We start from the raw sequence: 14,800 nt of genomic DNA on the forward strand, positions 1-14,800 counted from the left end.
CGTCCTGCCCGTGCGATCGCGCGGGCGAGGAGCGCCGTATCCACGGAGACAACCATGACATCCGCTTCCCCGGCGCTGGCCGCCGATCGCGAAACCGACGCGTCGATCGAGCAACGGGCCGTGCGCAAGGCCGCGTGGCGTTTCATTCCGCTGCTCGCGCTCGCGTACTTCTTCAACTACCTCGACCGCACGAGCGTCGGGTTCGCGGCGCTGACGATGAACCGCGATCTCGGCTTGACCGCGACGCAGTTCGGCTGGGGCGCGGGGATCATGTTCGCCGGCTATTGCGTGTTCGAAGTGCCGAGCAATCTCGCGCTGTATCGCTTCGGTGCGCGCCGTTGGCTCGCGCGCATCATGATCACGTGGGGGCTGATGGCGGCCGCGACCGCGCTCGCGACCGGGCCGACGAGTTTCTATGCGATCCGGCTGCTGCTCGGCATCGGCGAAGCCGGGTTCTTTCCGGGCGTAATCTTTTTCCTCGCGGTGTGGTTTCCGGCGAGTTACCGCACCCGCGTGCTCGCGTGGTTCACCGTGTCGACACCGCTGTCGTCGCTGATCGGCGGCCCGCTGTCCACGTGGCTGCTGCAGCTCGACGGCGCGCTCGGCCTTGCGGGCTGGAAGTGGATGTTCATCGTCGAAGGGCTGCCCGCGTGCGCGCTCGGCTTTTTCGTGCTGAAGCTGCTGTCCGATTCGCCCGCGGATGCCGCGTGGCTGTCGAGCGACGAGCGCGCCGCGCTGCAGCGCGCGTTCGAGCGCGAAGGCGCGGCCGCCGGACGCAAGAAGCACTTCGGCGTCGCGCTGCGCGACGTGCGCGTGTACGTGCTCGCGCTGATCTCGTTCGGCTTCACGATGGGTTCTTACGGGATCGGCATCTGGTTGCCGCAGATGCTCAAGGCGCACGGCATGTCGACGATGCAGACGGGCTGGCTTTCCGCGGTGCCGTACTTCTTCGCGACCGTCGCGCTGCTGTGGTGGGCGAAGCGGGTGGACCGGCGCGGCGGCCCGGTCGCGAACCTGGCGATCGGGCTGGCCATCGGCGCGGTGGCGCTCGGCGTGTCGACCCACTTCCTGACGCTCGGGCCCGCGCTCGTCGGCATCACGCTCGCGCTGATCGGCACGATTGCCGGCCGCACGATCTTCTATACGCTGCCTTCGCGCTTCCTGTCCGGCCAGGCGGCGGCCGGCGGGCTCGCGCTGATCAATTCGATCGGCGCGCTCGGCGGATTCGCGGGCCCTTATCTCGTCGGCTACCTGAAGGACGGCTTCGGCACCTTCACGGCCGGGATGCTCGGCCTCGCGATCGTGCTGGCGATCACGACGCTGCTCACGCTGTCGCTATACGCATTCGACCGGAGCGAATGACATGGATGCGACCATTTCGATCAAACGACGCCGGTTGCTCGGTGCGGCCGCCGCATCGCTCGCGCTCCCTGCATGGGCCGATACGCGCGCGCCGGCTGAAAACGGACCCTCCCGCATGACGACCCAAGGCAACTATCTCGCAGTACGAAGCGACTGGCTCGCATCTGCGCTCGAACCCGCACTCGATCCGGATCTGCCGATCGTCGATGCGCATCATCACTTCTACGAGCGGCCGGGCTGGATCTACATGCTCGACGACTATCTGCAGGACGCGCGATCCGGCCACAACGTCCAGGCATCCGTCTACATGCAGGCGCTGACGCGCTATCGCGACGCGGGCCCGGCCGAACTGAAGCCGGTCGGCGAGACGGCCTACGTCGCCGGCGTGACGGAGCCGCTGCAACGCAGCGGCCCGGCCGTCGCGAAAGGCATCGTCGGGCACGCGGACCTGCGGCTCGGCGAACGCGTGCGCGACGTGCTCGAAGCGCATGTCGACGCGGGGCGCGGACGCTTTCGCGGCGTTCGACACCTGAGCACCTGGGATGCCGATCCGTCGCTCGCCAACCCGTTGTCGGCGGTGCCGCGCGGGCTGTTGCTCGACCCCGCGTACCGGGCCGGCGTCGCGCAGCTCGCGCCGCTCGGACTGTCGTACGACGCGTGGCTGTTCTTTCCTCAATTGCCCGAGCTGTTCGATCTGGCGAAGGCGAACCCCGACACGCGGATCGTCGTCAATCACTGCGGCGGCGTCGTGCGGATCGCGAGCTACGCGGACGAGCGGCCGGAAGTCTTCCAGCGCTGGTCGGCATCGATGCGCGAACTCGCGCAGCTGCCGAACGTATTCGTGAAGGTCGGGGGCCTCGGCATGCGGATCAACGGGTTCGATTTCGAGAAGGGCGCGCGGCCGCCGTCGTCGGAACAGCTCGCCGCCGCGTGGAAGCCGTGGATGCTCACGTGCATCGAGGCGTTCGGCGCGAAGCGCTGCATGTTCGAGAGCAATTTTCCGGTCGACAAGGGCTCGTATTCGTACGTGAACGGCTGGAACGCGTTCAAGCGGCTGACCGCACACGCGAGCCCGGACGAGCGCGATGCGCTGTTCCGCGGAACCGTCTCGCACGCGTACCGGCTCGGTTGACGCACCGAGCACGTCGCGTCGCGCTGGCTAGCTAGCCCGTCTCGACCAGCGCCGCCAGCCGGGCGAGCGCCATGCGCCAGCCGGTCTCGTTGTCGGCCGCCGGCACGCCTGGCGGCACACCGTCGTGCACCGCGTCGACGCGTGTGCCGCCAGCTTCGTCGGACAGCGTAATCGTGATCGTCATCGCGCCGCGCAGCATCGGATCGTCGGTTTCGAACACGTCGATTTCGACGATCCGTTCGTCGGGCACGAGCGTCACGAAGCGGCCGTGATAGGTGTCGGTGTGCGCGGTGGTCTTGCCGGCGCCGTCCGACGGTTCGTCGTAGCTCAGCGACACGCGCAGCGCGCCGCCTTCGCGCGCGTCGTAGGCGAGCACGCGGCACGTCATGCCGTCCGGCACCTTCCATTGTTCGACGGCGTGCGGATCGAGCAGCGCGCGATAGACGCGCCCGCGCGGTGCGTTCAGGTGCCGGCTGACCCGGGTCGAATGCGTGTGCATCTGCAGCATGTGGCCTCCCGCGGAGCGCGCGCGACGGTGCACGCCGGATGCCGGCGTGTCGTCACGCTTCCTTCAGGAATCCTAGGCGCGCGCGCGGCGGCATGCAATGGCCCGCGCACGTGCGTATTCAGCGCAATGCGGACGCGAATTCGTCGAGCTGCGTGATGCAGGTGTTCCAGCCCTCGAAGAAGCCGAGGGCCTCGTGGCGCTCGCGCGTCGCGGCGTCGGGATGCATCACGCGCGCCTCGTAGCGGCAACCGGCGGCGTCATCCGCCATCGTGATGATCGCCGTGAAGCCCAGCCACGGCACCTGCGGCCGCCAGCCGCCCGCAAGCATCGACGTGAACACGATGCGCGCTTCCGGCACGATGTCGAGGAAGCACCCGGGGTTGTCGCTCGTGCCGCCGTCGGGGCCGCGCATGAACGTGTGGAAGGCGCCGCCCGGGCGCAGGTCGAACGCGCGGACTTCGGTGGTCCACGGTTTCGGGCACCACCATTCCTTCAGCAGTTCGGGATCGGTCCACGCGCGCCAGAGCGCCTGGCGCGGCGCATGCAGCGTGCGTGTGATGACGAGGTCATGAGCTTCGGCGGGGTCGACGTGGCGGGTTGACATGCGCGTGCTCCTCCTGGTGACGGCGTTCGACGAATTCCACCAGGCGATCGGCGCGCGCTTCCCACAGCGCGCGCTGCGCGGCGAGCCACTGCTCGGCTTCGGCCAGCCGGCCGCCGACCAGCTCGCAGGTGCGCGTGCGGCCGGTTTTCCGGGTCGTGACGAGGCCGCTGCGCTCGAGCACCGCGACATGCTTCATCAGCGACGGCAGCGCCATGTCGAACGGCGCGGCCAGTTCCGAAACAGTCCGCACGCCGTTGCCGAGCGCGCTGACGATCGCGCAGCGCGTCGGATCGGCGAGCGCCTGGAATACGTCGTTGATGCCGGGTTGAAAGTTAGCCATGCGGCTAAGTATAGGCAATGCAACGAGAATTTTCGTCGCTTAGGATGATGGGGAGGTAACACCCGCCGACCGGGCCGGGCGTCGTGTTGCCGGGCATCCGCCGACGTTGCGCATGTATCGGCAACACGGCGGTATTCCATTCGATCCGGGCGCACGTCGGCCGAACGCGTGCCCCGCCTAATATACCGGAGAGGGTATGACAGAACCTGTGACCGTCCGCCGCGTCGACGCGAGCGAAGCCCGCGCCTGCATCGACGCGCTGGCCGACGTGCTGATCGATTGCGTCGAAGGCGGCGCGTCCGTCAGCTTCATGTTGCCGATCGAACGCTCGACGGCCGTCGCGTTCTGGACGCGGGTTGCCGACGGCGTCGCGCGCGGCGAGCGCATCCTGCTGATCGCCGAGGACGCGGCCGGCCGGATCGTCGGCACCGTGCAACTCGTGACCGCGCAGCCGGAGAACCAGCCGCATCGAGCGGACCTCGCGAAGATGCTCGTGTCGCGTCATGCGCGCCGGCAGGGCGTCGCCGCGCGGCTGATGGCGGCTGCCGACGACGCCGCGCGCGCCGCCGGCAAGACCGTGCTCGTGCTCGACACCGTGACGGGCGGCGATGCCGAGCGCCTGTACGAGCGGGCCGGCTGGCAGCGCGTGGGCGTCGTGCCGAACTATGCGCTGATGCCCGACGGCGCGTTGTGCGCGACGACGTATTTTCACAAGCAGCTCGCGTAACGGGGCCGGATGCGGTCGCGATCCGGGTCGCGACCGGCGCGCGTGCGCGGCGGCGCGGCGGCGCGGCAGTACCGGCGCCGGAAGCCGGGCGAACCAGAAAAGCCGGCCGGCGCCGCCGCGGCTCCGATATATTCGTGCTGGAACACGTCACCGCCACGCCAACGGAATTGCCGCCTCGATGAAACGCTCCCGTATCGCCTTCGCCCTCACGGGCCTGCTCGTCGCGGTGCCGATCGCCGCCTACGCGCTCGTCAAGCCGCTGCGCGTCGTCGCGCCCGCGCTGCTGCCCGGCGTGTCATGCCCGAGCGCGGACATCTGCACCGACGATGCCGCGAAGCTCGGCATCGCGCAGCAGCTCTATCGAGACGGCTACGCGCGCGCGGCCGCGGCCGTCGGCCCGTTTCGCGACGCGCCGCGCGTCGTGTTCTGCTCGACGCGCGCGTGCGCCGACCAGTTCGGTCTCGGCGAACGGGCGGCACTGACGCTCGGGGATTTCGGCGTGGTCGTCGCGCCGCGCGGCTGGCAGACCTACTTTCTCGCCCATGAGCTGATCCACCACCGGCAGGCCGAAGTGCTCGGCAACCTCGCGGTCGCGACCAAGCCGCGCTGGCTGATCGAGGGGATGGCGTATGCGTTGAGCGACGATCCGCGTCATCCGCTGTCGGAGCCGTTCGAGTCGTGGCGCACGCAATTCGCGGCGTGGCATGCGGCGCTCGGCCAGCGGCCGTTGTGGGACGCCGCCAGGGCCGTGCAATAGCGATCGCGCGCGACCGGCGCCCGTCGTGCCGCTACGCCGGTACGGCCGGATCGTCGGGCTGCGCGCCGAGCGTGCGCCGACCCGCGTCGAGGATCTCGTCGGCCAGCGCCGGATCGGTGCCGGCGATCGCGCGCGACAGCACGAGCGCACCGACCATCTGGCTGAAGGCGGCGATCGCGTCGCGGCGCGTGTCCGCCGCGGCCGAGCCTTCGGCGGCCACCATCCGTTCCAGCCGGTCGAGATACGCGGCGACGCCGTGCGCGTAGCACGCGCGCGCCGCGTCGGTCAGCCGGGGCGCATCGCCCGCGAAACCCGACAGCGGGCAACCGGCTTCGACGTTGTCGCGATGCGCGGTCGACAGGTACGCCGTCGCCTGCTTCGCGACGCTGCCGGCGTTCGGTGAATCCGCGCGGTCCTGGATGGCTTTCTCCATCACCGCGGCGACCAGCGCATCCTTCGATTTGAAGTGGTTGTAGAAGCCGCCCTGCGTGAAGCCGGCTTCTTTCATCAACTCCGTCAACCCCACCGCGTCGACACCGCGCACCCGGAACAGCCGCTCGGCGGCCGCGACGATCGCGTTGCGGTTTTCGGCGGCCTGTTGTCTCGAGACGCCCATCGATCCCTCCCTCATTCCGGCAATTGCGTCGATTGAAAAACACAATGGTGATCGCCATTGACGTGTCGAAATCGCGCTGACACAATGCATCGCAAAGACAATGGTGATCGACATTGACATCGAGTGTAGCCGACTTCGCGAATGAAGCGAAGCGACCGGCGCGGCACGGATGGATATCGGTCCCGGTGCGGCGTGGCGTGGGCGGCGGACTGCCCGGCTTCCGGCACGGCACCGGCGGAGCAACGGTTCGGTCCGCGATGGCGGCGTGGTTTATCACCGGATCCCGGGCGCGCGGCGAACCGGCGCGAGCGGGATCCTTTCTCCGAAAGGAACGAGCATGAAGATCGAAGGTGCAGTGGTGTTCGTCACGGGCGCGAACCGCGGGCTCGGCCGCGAGTTCGCGAAGCAGGCGCTCGAACGCGGGGCGCGCAAGGTCTATGCGGGCGCGCGCGATCCGGCCAGCGTGACGCTGCCGGGCGTGGTGCCCGTGCGGCTCGACGTGACCGATCCGGCGACGGTCGCCGCGGCCGCCGATATCGCGCGCGACGTCACGCTGCTGATCAACAACGCGGGCATCGCGCGACTCGGCAGCCTGACCGACGACGGCGCGCTCGACGCGTTGCGCGATCACTTCGAAACCAACGTGTTCGGAATGCTGGCGATGTCGCGCGCCTTCGCGGGAACGCTGGCCGGCCACGGCGGCGGCGCGATCCTGAACGTGCTGTCGGTCGCGAGCTGGGTGAACCGGCCGATCCTGTCGGGCTACGGCGTGTCGAAGTCGGCCGCGTGGGCGCTGACCAACGGGCTGCGGCATTCGCTGCGCGAACAGCATACGCAGGTCGTCGGGCTGCATGCGGGGTTCATCGATACCGACCTGACGGCCGGCCTCGACGTGCCGAAGGCCACGCCGGCCGACGTCGTGCGCCAGGCGTACGAGGCAATCGAAGCAGGGGAGGAGGAAGTGTCGACCGACGAGTTCACGCGGCAGGTGAAGGCCACGCTGTCGTCGGGCGTCTATCTGGAAGAGCCGGCGCCGCGTTGACGCGGCCGGCAACGCGACCCCGCCGCTCGCTCGATGAGCGCGGCGGCGGGGCGTTTCGTCAGACCGTCGTGTCGATGATGCCCGGGATCTTCACGTCCGGGTTCACGTCCGCGTCGTAGTCGACGCCGGCGATCTCGAAGCCGAACAAGCGCAGGAATTCCGTCTTGTAGCCCGCGAAGTCGGTCATTTCGTACAGGTTCTCGTTGGTGACCTTGTCCCACATCGCGACGACCTTGTCCTGCACTTGCGGGTCGAGCTCCTTGTAGTCCGCGCGCAGACGGCCTTCCTCGTCGATGTGCGGCGTCGCGCCGTACAGGCTGTCCTTCAGGAGCCCGTACACCTGCTCGATGCAGCCTTCGTGCGTGCCCTTTTCCTTCATCACCTTGAACAGCAGCGACAGGTAGAGCGGCATCATCGGGATCGCCGAGCTCGCCTGCGTGACGACGGCCTTCAGCACCGACACGCGCGCGTCGCCGCCATGCGCGGCCAGCTTGTCGCGGATCGACAGCACCTTCTTGTCGAGATCCTTCTTCGCTTCGCCGATCGAGCCGTTCCAGTAGATGTCGTGCGTGATCTGCTCGCCGAGATACGTGAACGCGGTCGTCTTCGCGCCGTCGGCCAGCACGCCGGCTTCATCGAGCGCGTCGATCCACATCTGCCAGTCCTCGCCGCCCATCACGGCGACGGTGCCGTCGATCTCTTCCTGCGTCGCCGGCTCGAGCGACACTTCGCGGATCACTTCCTTGTCGGTGTCGAGGCCGCGGAACGTGACCGACTTGCCGACCGGCTTCAGCGTCGAGCTGATCGTTTCGCCCGTCTTCGGGTGCGTGCGGCGCGGTGCCGCGAGGCTGTAGACGACCAGGTCGACCTTGCCGAGATCCTGCTTGATGGTGTCGATCGTGATCTGCTTGACCTTGTCGGAGAAGGCGTCGCCGTTGATGCTGCGCGCATAGAGCCCCTTTTCGGCGGCGAATTTCTCGAACGCGGCGCTGTTGTACCAGCCGGCGGTGCCCGGCTTCGTTTCGCTGCCGGCGCGCTCGAAGAACACGCCCAGCGTGTCCGCGCCCGAGCCGAAGGCGGCCGAGATCCGGGCGGCGAGGCCGTAGCCGGTCGACGCGCCGATCACGAGCACCTTCTTCGGACCGTTGGCGATCGGGCCGTGCGAAGTCACGTAGTCGATCTGTTCCTTGACGTTGGCTTCGCAGCCGACCGGATGAGTCGTCACGCAGATGAAGCCACGCACGCGCGGTTTGATGATCATGGGAGAACCTCTAGTCAGAAAGGCGCGGACGGCCTGAAATCGGAAAAATCCCGCGCATTGTAATGGAAGCGGGCGCAACGGCGGGAAAGGTGAGCCGTGGCCGCGGTCGCAGTCGCCCGCGGGCGGGACGGTCGAGGCAGCCATTCGCGTCGCCGCCCGATATTTCTCTCTTGACAGAAATAACTGAAAAAACTAAATTCCCCGACATGGAACTCACACCGATTGCCGAACGATTCATCCTGCACTGGGGCGAAATGGGCTCGCGCTGGGGCGTCAACCGCACCGTCTCGCAGATTCACGCGCTGCTGTACCTGGCCGGCCGGCCGGTTGCGGCCGACGAGATCGCCGAGACGCTCAACGTCGCGCGTTCCAACGTCAGCACGAGCCTGAAGGAACTGCAGGCATGGCGGCTCGCGAAGGTCGTGCACGTGCTGGGCGACCGGCGCGACCACTTCGAGACGTCGACCGACATCTGGGAACTGTTCAAGCTGATCGTCGAAGGCCGGCGGCAGCGCGAGATCGAACCGACGCTCACGGTGCTGCGCGATTGCCTGACGAGCCCGGAGATCGCCGACGAGAGCCGCGAAACCGAACAGCGCATCCGCGACACGCTGCAGTTCGTCGAGACGCTCACGACCTGGTCGGACGAGATGCTGCGGCTCAAGCCCGACACGCTGATGAAGGCGCTCGGCATCGGCGCGAAGATCAGCCAGACGGTCAGGCGCAAGTCGTCGAAGTAAGCGGTACCGGACGTGCGGGCACGCAGCCCGCTTTTTTTGGAAGTGAAATTTCTGTCTTTACAGAAATAACTGTAGGTAGAGGACGAAAATGAACAGGGCATCGCGATCGATCCGCCGGCATGCCGCACCGCGGAGTGCGACATGAACATCCTCGTCTGCGGCGCGAATGGCTTCATCGGGCGGGCGCTGGGCGCGCGGCTCGAAGCCGGCGGCCATCGCGTGCTGCGCGGCGTGCGGCATGCGGTCGGCCCGCACGACGTCGCGATCGACTTCACGAAGGACGTCAATCCCGATGCGTGGCTCGCCCGGCTCGACGGCGTCGACGTGGTGATCAATGCGGTCGGGATCCTTGCGGACCGGCGTGACGCGACGTTCGACGCCGTGCATCGCGCGGCGCCCTGCGCGCTCTTCACCGCGTGCTGCCGTGCCCGCGTGCGACGCGTGATCCAGATCTCGGCGCTGGGCGTCGAGCGCGGCGACACGCCGTATTTCGCCAGCAAATACGCAGCCGACACCTTCCTGCGGACGCTGCCGCTCGATTACCGGATCGTGCGCCCGGCGCTCGTCTACGGCGCTTCCGGCACGTCGGCACGGTTCTTCCGGATGCTCGCGAGCCTGCCCGTGCACGCATTGCCGGCGGGCGGCCATCAGCGGCTGCGCCCCGTGCACATCGACGATCTCGCCGAACTCGTCGCGCGGCTCGTCGATGCGCCGGCGGCCGGCAACCCGGTCATCGACGCGGTCGGCGGCGACGAAGTCGAGTATCGCGAGATGCTGAGCGTCTATCGCGCCGCGCTGGGCTTCCCGCCGGCGGCGCGCATCGCGCTGCCGGGCCCGCTGGTCGGTGCGGCGGCCGCGCTGCTCGGCACGCTGCCGGGCGCGATGCTGACCCGCGACACGTGGACGATGCTGCGCGGCGGCAACACCGGCGATCCCGCGGCGCTCGCGGCCGTGCTCGGCCGGCCGCCGCGCGGGCTGCGGCATTTCATCGGCGCGGACGCGCCCGCGCTGCGCCGCGACGCGCTCGCGATGTGGCGGCGGCCGCTGCTGCTGGGCGCGCTCGCGATCGTCTGGATCTGGACGGCCATCGTCAGCGCGTTCATCCATCCGCGGCACGACAGCCTCGCGATGCTCGCCCGCGCGCACCTGACCGGGCTGCCCGCGCTGATCGCGCTCTACGCGGCCAGCGCGCTGGACTTCGCGTTCGGCGTGGCGACCGTCGTCGCGCCGTCCCGCCGGCTGTGGGCCGCGCAAGGCGCGCTGATCGTCGCGTATTCGGCCGTCATCGCGGTCACGATGCCCGGCCTGCTCGCCGAGCCGTTCGGCCCCGTGCTCAAGAACGTGCCGATTCTGGCGATCCTGTTGATCCTCTTTTCAGAAGAAGAACACGCATGAACACCTATCTCGTGATCAAGACGCTGCATATCCTGTCCTCGGTGCTGATGGTCGGCACGGGTTTCGGCACCGCGTTCTATCTGTTCTTCGCGAACCGCACGCGCTCGGTGCCGGCGATTGCCGCCGTGTCGCGCCTCGTCGTGCGCGCGGACTGGTGGTTCACGACGCCGGCCGTGCTGTTCCAGCCCGCATCCGGGCTGTGGCTCGCGCATACGGCCGGCTGGCCGTGGACGACGCCGTGGCTGGTCGCGTCGATCGTGCTGTATGCGGTCGCGGGCGCGTGCTGGCTGCCGGTCGTATGGCTGCAGATCGAACTGGCCGCGATGGCGAAGCTCGCGCACGCGAACGGCGCTGCCGCGCTGCCGGAACGGTACTGGCGCTATGCGAAGCGCTGGGAGCTGCTCGGCTATCCGGCGTTCTTCGCGATGCTGAGCGTTTATTTCCTGATGGTGCTCAAGCCGATGTGAGCGAGGCAGCGCGGCCTGAAACGGCGATTTCGCCTGACGCGCTGTCGATTCTCGCGGGCTCGTGTATAACTTCGACGGGAGCGCGTCCGGGCCGTGTCGCGCCTCCCGAACGCTTCGCATTCGACCTCACAAGGAGCCTGCATGCTGCACATCCTCGGCAAGATCCCGTCCATCAACGTCCGCAAGGTGCTGTGGCTGTGCACCGAACTGAACCTGCCGTTCGAACAGGAAGACTGGGGCGCGGGCTTTCGCACGACCAACGATCCGGCCTACCTCGCGCTGAATCCGAACGGCCTCGTGCCGGTCATCAAGGACGACGACTTCGTGTTGTGGGAGTCGAACACGATCATCCGCTATCTCGCGAACCGCTATGGCGGCGACGCGCTCTATCCGGCCGAGCCGCAGGCGCGCGCGCGGGTCGATCAGTGGATCGACTGGCAGGGCACGGACCTGAACCGCTCGTGGGTCGGCGCGTTCCTCGGCCTCGTGCGCAAGTCGCCCGATCACCAGGACCCGGCGGCGATCGCGCAGTCGATCGCGGGCTGGACGAAGCACATGCAGATACTGAACGCGCAGCTCGAAGCGACCGGCGCGTTCGTGGCCGGCGACCGCTTCACGCTCGCGGACATTCCGATCGGCCTGTCGGTGAACCGCTGGTTCGGCACGCCGTTCGAGCATCCGGATTTCCCGGCAGTGAAGCGCTACATCGAGCGCCTGGCGACGCGCGAAGGTTTCCAGCAGTACGCGGGCAGCGCGAACCCGTAACGCATCGCATGTCGCGCGCGGCGCGGCGGCGTGATTTGCCGCCGCAGCGCCGCCGCGCCGCGGCCGTCACGAGCCCGATGCCGGTACGGCCTCGAGCACGCGCGCGAGAAACGCCTCGTGATTCCATGCGGATTCCGGCCGCGACAGCCCGAGCCGCACGACCACCAGCTCGCGACTCGGCACCACGCTCACGAACTGGCCTTCATGGCCGACCGCATGAAACGCGTCGACGGGCAGCGGGCTCGCGTGCGCATTGCGATCGTTGAACGGCTCCGGCACCTTCACCCACAGATGCGCGCCGAATTCCTGGCGCGTCGACAGCGGCGTCGCGCGCGTCAGGTAGCGCACCCAGCCTTGCGGCAGCAGCCGCTGCCCGTTCCACACCCCGTCCTGCCGCAGAAGCTCCCCGAAGCGCGCCCAGTCGCGCGCGCTCGCATACATGAACGACGCGCTGCCGAGCGTGCCGGCCGCATCGGGCTCGAACACCGCGCTGCGCATGCCGAGCGGCGCGAACAGCGCGCGGCGCGGAAACGCGAGGTAGTCGTCTTCGGTGCCGCCCATCGCCTCGCGCATCACGCGCGCGACGATCGCGCTCGTGCCGCTCGAGTAGTACCACTGCGTGCCGGGCTGCGCGGCGAGCGGCATGGCCGACGCGAAACGCGCGGTGTCCGGCTGCGTGAACAGCATCACGGCGACGTCGGACAGCGGGTCGTCGTAGTCCTCGTTGAATTGCAGGCCGCTCGTCATCCGCAGCAGCTCGTCGAGCGTAATCGCCGCGCGCAGGTCGCCGCTGTCGCGCCATTCGGGCAGCAGCGCCGACGCGTCCGGCGACAGCTTGTGCTGCGCGACGAGCATGCCGGCCAGCGCGGCCGTCACGGTCTTCGTCATCGACCAGCCGGGCAGCGGCGTGTCGGCCGCGAAGCCGGGCGCATAGCGTTCGGCGATCACCTGGCCGCGCCACATCACGACGACCGCGCGGGTGCGCCGCGGCCGCGCCGGATCGGGTTCGTCGAACGCGCGGTCGAGCGCGGCCTGCAGCTTGTGCGCGTCGATGCCGGCGGGCGGGTCGGCCGGCGCCGCTTCGTGCGCGGGCGGCGGATCGGTGGCGGGCGGTAGCGCGGCCGGCAGCCCGCCGGGCGACGGTCCGAGCGCGAGCGTGCAGCCGAGCCCGGGCCGGAAGTCCGCCTCGCGTTGCGCGAACCCGGCGAAGGTCGCGACGGCGCGATGATGCTCGGGATCGATCGACGGACGCACCAGCTTCAGCAGCGGATGCACGCCGGCCATGATGTCGACGTCGATCACCGACGCGGCCGGACGGCCCGACACGAACACGCCCGAACACAGCGCCTTCGCGGCATAGCCCGTCGCGATGGGCGCGAGCCGCGACAGCATGTAGCCGGTGTAGCCGGCCGCGGCGACGAGCGCGACGGCGGCACCGCGCAGGATCAGCGATTTGAAGGGGATCGTCATGCGCGAGCGTCCTCGGTGGCGTGCCGGCCGGCAACGATGGCAACGATCCGGCAGTGTCGCAGGTTCGCGCGAGCGGTGGCAATCGTGGGGGCGGGTGACGCCGGGCGGCGTCGGTCAGGCGGCATGGTGCCCGGCGTCTGCGAATCGCATGTGTCGATCGCGCAGGTTCGAACGGGCCGCACGCGGCCCGTTCGCGGGATGCGTCATTGTGCGTTGCCGTTGTCCGAACGCAGTGTCCAGACCGTCGCGGTATTCGTGTTGTCGTCGACGGCCGCGAATTCCGGCTGGCCTTTGCTGCCGCGCCCGAACGCGAGCCCGAATGCCGCGCCCGGCACGGTATCGACCTGCATCTGCGCGACGAAGCGCCCGTCCACCGTGAATTCGACGATCTCGCTCGGTTGCAGCGGGTCGGGGTTGACCGCATCGCCGTTCGCGGTCACGAGATGGCCGTTCGGCGCGAGCGCCAGCGCGAGCGGGCCGTGCAGGTGAGCCGCATCGAAGTAGATCATCCGTCCGACGCCGCCGTTGCGATTCGTCGTCGCGGCATTCTGGATCGCGAACACCGCGTTGTCGCCGGTCGAGGCGACATACAGGACGTCGATGTCGGGATCGTACGCGAGGCCGGTCGGGCCGACGACGAGCGCAGCGGGATCGGTCCGGTTCACGTAGCCCGATGCGATGATCTGCGAGCCCGGCAGCATCCTGACGCCGTCGCTGCCGATCATCAGCTCGATCCGTGCGACCGTCCCGTTCAGCACGTTCGACACGAACGCGGTCACGCGCTGGCCGCGGTCGATCACGGTCATGTCCCACGGTCCGTCGAGCAGTGTGCTGCTCGACAGTTGCGTGACGAGATTGCCTTGCGGACCGATGACGAGCAGCGAGCCCGGGGGGACCACGGTCTTGCCGTCCGGCGCCGGCACGTTGCCGACCAGCACGAAGCCGCTGCGCAGCACCGCGAGCGCGGTCGTCAGGCCGACATTGCTGCCCTGGAAGAACGTTGCCGGCGTCTTGCCGGGCGACAGCTTGACGACCGTCGTGCCGGTGCCTTGCGTGTTCGATGCCGCGTTGAAGTTGGATACGACGACGTCGCCCGGTTTCAGCGTGCTCCAGCTCGGCACGCCGCGCGGCACGAACGCGATGCCGTACGGATTGACGTCGCCGTTGGCGGGCACGGTCGACGCCGTGACCGACGAGACCGGCAGGATGGAATTGCCGCCGCCGGCCCACGCGAAAGCCGACGACAACGCGATCAGCCCCGCGCCGAAAGCCGCGCGGCATAGCGTGCGCGCCATCGTGCGGCGGGCGTGGGCGAGGATCGGCGGATGAACGGCAAACACGGGCGGGGCGGGCGAACGACAGGAGGGGAGAGGGTCCATGGCATGACTCCGGTTGATGATCGCGAGCAGTCATCCCGGCTGCCGGCCTGCGCAGCGCGCGGATGTCCGGCGCGGATCCGCGGTCTTGACGTGCGAGTCCGCACTCGAAATAAACGGATCGCGACGGCCGGATATTCCATCCGGCGACGGGCATTGCACGCGAGTCGGCGCGCATTGTTCGCCGCCATGGCGACACGGCCTGACAAGTTGAAATCCGGACCGCCGTCGGCCGATA

16 protein-coding genes are annotated in these 14,800 nt (G+C 68.7%); 9 read left to right on the forward strand and 7 right to left on the reverse strand.

The features are described from left to right. Nucleotides 1–54: 54 nt before the first annotated feature. Both U5A56_RS13695 and U5A56_RS13700 read left to right on the forward strand, forming a co-directional pair. Complete coding sequence (locus U5A56_RS13695) at nt 55–1,362, forward strand: MFS transporter (RefSeq protein ID WP_044848509.1); 1,308 nt, start codon at nt 55–57, stop codon at nt 1,360–1,362. Between the two features lies 1 nt (nt 1,363). After that, on the forward strand, nt 1,364–2,494 hold the full coding sequence (locus U5A56_RS13700) for an amidohydrolase family protein (protein WP_321922826.1): 1,131 nt from the start codon (nt 1,364–1,366) through the stop codon (nt 2,492–2,494). Between the two features lie 31 nt (nt 2,495–2,525). Here U5A56_RS13700 and U5A56_RS13705 read toward each other — a convergent pair whose 3' ends face one another. The 3 genes from U5A56_RS13705 to U5A56_RS13715 all read right to left on the reverse strand — a co-directional run bounded on the left by U5A56_RS13705 (nt 2,526) and on the right by U5A56_RS13715 (nt 3,946). After that, nucleotides 2,526–3,002, reverse strand: coding sequence for an SRPBCC family protein (locus U5A56_RS13705; protein WP_321922828.1), 477 nt, complete (start codon nt 3,000–3,002; stop codon nt 2,526–2,528). A 118-nt stretch (nt 3,003–3,120) separates the two neighbouring features. Beyond that, entirely contained in the window at nt 3,121–3,606 is a 486-nt protein-coding gene (locus U5A56_RS13710) for an SRPBCC family protein (RefSeq protein WP_124892081.1), read from the reverse strand. Continuing rightward, nucleotides 3,569–3,946, reverse strand: coding sequence for an ArsR/SmtB family transcription factor (locus U5A56_RS13715; protein WP_257772717.1), 378 nt, complete (start codon nt 3,944–3,946; stop codon nt 3,569–3,571). Before U5A56_RS13715 ends, U5A56_RS13710 begins: the two co-directional genes overlap by 38 nt. 196 nt (nt 3,947–4,142) lie before the next feature. Here U5A56_RS13715 and U5A56_RS13720 point away from each other — a divergent pair, with 196 nt between their 5' ends. Both U5A56_RS13720 and U5A56_RS13725 read left to right on the forward strand, forming a co-directional pair. Continuing rightward, nucleotides 4,143–4,673 carry a GNAT family N-acetyltransferase gene (locus U5A56_RS13720; RefSeq protein ID WP_044848514.1) on the forward strand — a complete coding sequence of 177 codons (531 nt, stop codon included), beginning with the start codon at nt 4,143–4,145 and terminating at the stop codon, nt 4,671–4,673. A gap of 178 nt (nt 4,674–4,851) precedes the next feature. Continuing rightward, a complete protein-coding gene (locus U5A56_RS13725) occupies nt 4,852–5,430 on the forward strand; it encodes a membrane protein (RefSeq protein WP_044848515.1) in 579 nt (192 codons plus the stop codon). A gap of 31 nt (nt 5,431–5,461) precedes the next feature. Here the strand turns inward: U5A56_RS13725 and U5A56_RS13730 are convergent, their stop codons facing one another. Then, nucleotides 5,462–6,046 carry a TetR/AcrR family transcriptional regulator gene (locus U5A56_RS13730; protein ID WP_321922831.1) on the reverse strand — a complete coding sequence of 195 codons (585 nt, stop codon included), beginning with the start codon at nt 6,044–6,046 and terminating at the stop codon, nt 5,462–5,464. Between the two features lie 337 nt (nt 6,047–6,383). Between U5A56_RS13730 and U5A56_RS13735 the strand changes: the two genes are divergently transcribed. Next, nucleotides 6,384–7,088: an SDR family oxidoreductase gene (locus U5A56_RS13735; RefSeq protein WP_044848517.1), complete on the forward strand. Its 705-nt coding sequence runs from the start codon at nt 6,384–6,386 to the stop codon at nt 7,086–7,088. A gap of 58 nt (nt 7,089–7,146) precedes the next feature. Here U5A56_RS13735 and fabV read toward each other — a convergent pair whose 3' ends face one another. Then, nucleotides 7,147–8,349 carry an enoyl-ACP reductase FabV gene (fabV, locus tag U5A56_RS13740; protein WP_124529225.1) on the reverse strand — a complete coding sequence of 401 codons (1,203 nt, stop codon included), beginning with the start codon at nt 8,347–8,349 and terminating at the stop codon, nt 7,147–7,149. Between the two features lie 206 nt (nt 8,350–8,555). Here fabV and U5A56_RS13745 point away from each other — a divergent pair, with 206 nt between their 5' ends. The 4 genes from U5A56_RS13745 to U5A56_RS13760 all read left to right on the forward strand — a co-directional run bounded on the left by U5A56_RS13745 (nt 8,556) and on the right by U5A56_RS13760 (nt 11,716). Further along, nucleotides 8,556–9,089 carry a GbsR/MarR family transcriptional regulator gene (locus U5A56_RS13745; RefSeq protein WP_006760784.1) on the forward strand — a complete coding sequence of 178 codons (534 nt, stop codon included), beginning with the start codon at nt 8,556–8,558 and terminating at the stop codon, nt 9,087–9,089. Between the two features lie 141 nt (nt 9,090–9,230). After that, nucleotides 9,231–10,484 carry an SDR family oxidoreductase gene (locus U5A56_RS13750; protein ID WP_321922834.1) on the forward strand — a complete coding sequence of 418 codons (1,254 nt, stop codon included), beginning with the start codon at nt 9,231–9,233 and terminating at the stop codon, nt 10,482–10,484. Then, nucleotides 10,481–10,951 carry a DUF2269 family protein gene (locus U5A56_RS13755; protein ID WP_124486106.1) on the forward strand — a complete coding sequence of 157 codons (471 nt, stop codon included), beginning with the start codon at nt 10,481–10,483 and terminating at the stop codon, nt 10,949–10,951. Before U5A56_RS13750 ends, U5A56_RS13755 begins: the two co-directional genes overlap by 4 nt. A 141-nt stretch (nt 10,952–11,092) precedes the next feature. Further along, the gene (locus U5A56_RS13760) at nt 11,093–11,716 is read left to right on the forward strand and encodes a glutathione S-transferase family protein (RefSeq protein WP_044848521.1); all 624 of its coding nucleotides are present in this window, start codon (nt 11,093–11,095) and stop codon (nt 11,714–11,716) included. 66 nt (nt 11,717–11,782) lie between these two features. Here the strand turns inward: U5A56_RS13760 and U5A56_RS13765 are convergent, their stop codons facing one another. Together U5A56_RS13765 and U5A56_RS13770 are read right to left on the reverse strand one after the other, a co-directional pair. Further along, on the reverse strand, nt 11,783–13,186 hold the full coding sequence (locus tag U5A56_RS13765; protein ID WP_321922837.1) for a serine hydrolase: 1,404 nt from the start codon (nt 13,184–13,186) through the stop codon (nt 11,783–11,785). Nucleotides 13,187–13,389: 203 nt separating this feature from the next. Beyond that, complete coding sequence (locus U5A56_RS13770) at nt 13,390–14,565, reverse strand: hypothetical protein (RefSeq protein ID WP_321922839.1); 1,176 nt, start codon at nt 14,563–14,565, stop codon at nt 13,390–13,392. Nucleotides 14,566–14,800 lie beyond the last annotated feature (235 nt).

The sequence above is a fragment of the Burkholderia sp. BCC1998 genome (assembly GCF_905339875.1).
Classification (GTDB): domain Bacteria; phylum Pseudomonadota; class Gammaproteobacteria; order Burkholderiales; family Burkholderiaceae; genus Burkholderia.

Coding starts and splice junctions, on each gene's coding strand:
- U5A56_RS13695 (WP_044848509.1), top strand. CDS start 55: ATGACATCCGCTTCCCCGGCGCTGGCCGCCGATCGCGAAACCGACGCG.
- U5A56_RS13700 (WP_321922826.1), top strand. CDS start 1,364: ATGGATGCGACCATTTCGATCAAACGACGCCGGTTGCTCGGTGCGGCC.
- U5A56_RS13705 (WP_321922828.1), bottom strand. CDS start 3,002: ATGCTGCAGATGCACACGCATTCGACCCGGGTCAGCCGGCACCTGAAC.
- U5A56_RS13710 (WP_124892081.1), bottom strand. CDS start 3,606: ATGTCAACCCGCCACGTCGACCCCGCCGAAGCTCATGACCTCGTCATC.
- U5A56_RS13715 (WP_257772717.1), bottom strand. CDS start 3,946: ATGGCTAACTTTCAACCCGGCATCAACGACGTATTCCAGGCGCTCGCC.
- U5A56_RS13720 (WP_044848514.1), top strand. CDS start 4,143: ATGACAGAACCTGTGACCGTCCGCCGCGTCGACGCGAGCGAAGCCCGC.
- U5A56_RS13725 (WP_044848515.1), top strand. CDS start 4,852: ATGAAACGCTCCCGTATCGCCTTCGCCCTCACGGGCCTGCTCGTCGCG.
- U5A56_RS13730 (WP_321922831.1), bottom strand. CDS start 6,046: ATGGGCGTCTCGAGACAACAGGCCGCCGAAAACCGCAACGCGATCGTC.
- U5A56_RS13735 (WP_044848517.1), top strand. CDS start 6,384: ATGAAGATCGAAGGTGCAGTGGTGTTCGTCACGGGCGCGAACCGCGGG.
- fabV (WP_124529225.1), bottom strand. CDS start 8,349: ATGATCATCAAACCGCGCGTGCGTGGCTTCATCTGCGTGACGACTCAT.
- U5A56_RS13745 (WP_006760784.1), top strand. CDS start 8,556: ATGGAACTCACACCGATTGCCGAACGATTCATCCTGCACTGGGGCGAA.
- U5A56_RS13750 (WP_321922834.1), top strand. CDS start 9,231: ATGAACATCCTCGTCTGCGGCGCGAATGGCTTCATCGGGCGGGCGCTG.
- U5A56_RS13755 (WP_124486106.1), top strand. CDS start 10,481: ATGAACACCTATCTCGTGATCAAGACGCTGCATATCCTGTCCTCGGTG.
- U5A56_RS13760 (WP_044848521.1), top strand. CDS start 11,093: ATGCTGCACATCCTCGGCAAGATCCCGTCCATCAACGTCCGCAAGGTG.
- U5A56_RS13765 (WP_321922837.1), bottom strand. CDS start 13,186: ATGACGATCCCCTTCAAATCGCTGATCCTGCGCGGTGCCGCCGTCGCG.
- U5A56_RS13770 (WP_321922839.1), bottom strand. CDS start 14,565: ATGGACCCTCTCCCCTCCTGTCGTTCGCCCGCCCCGCCCGTGTTTGCC.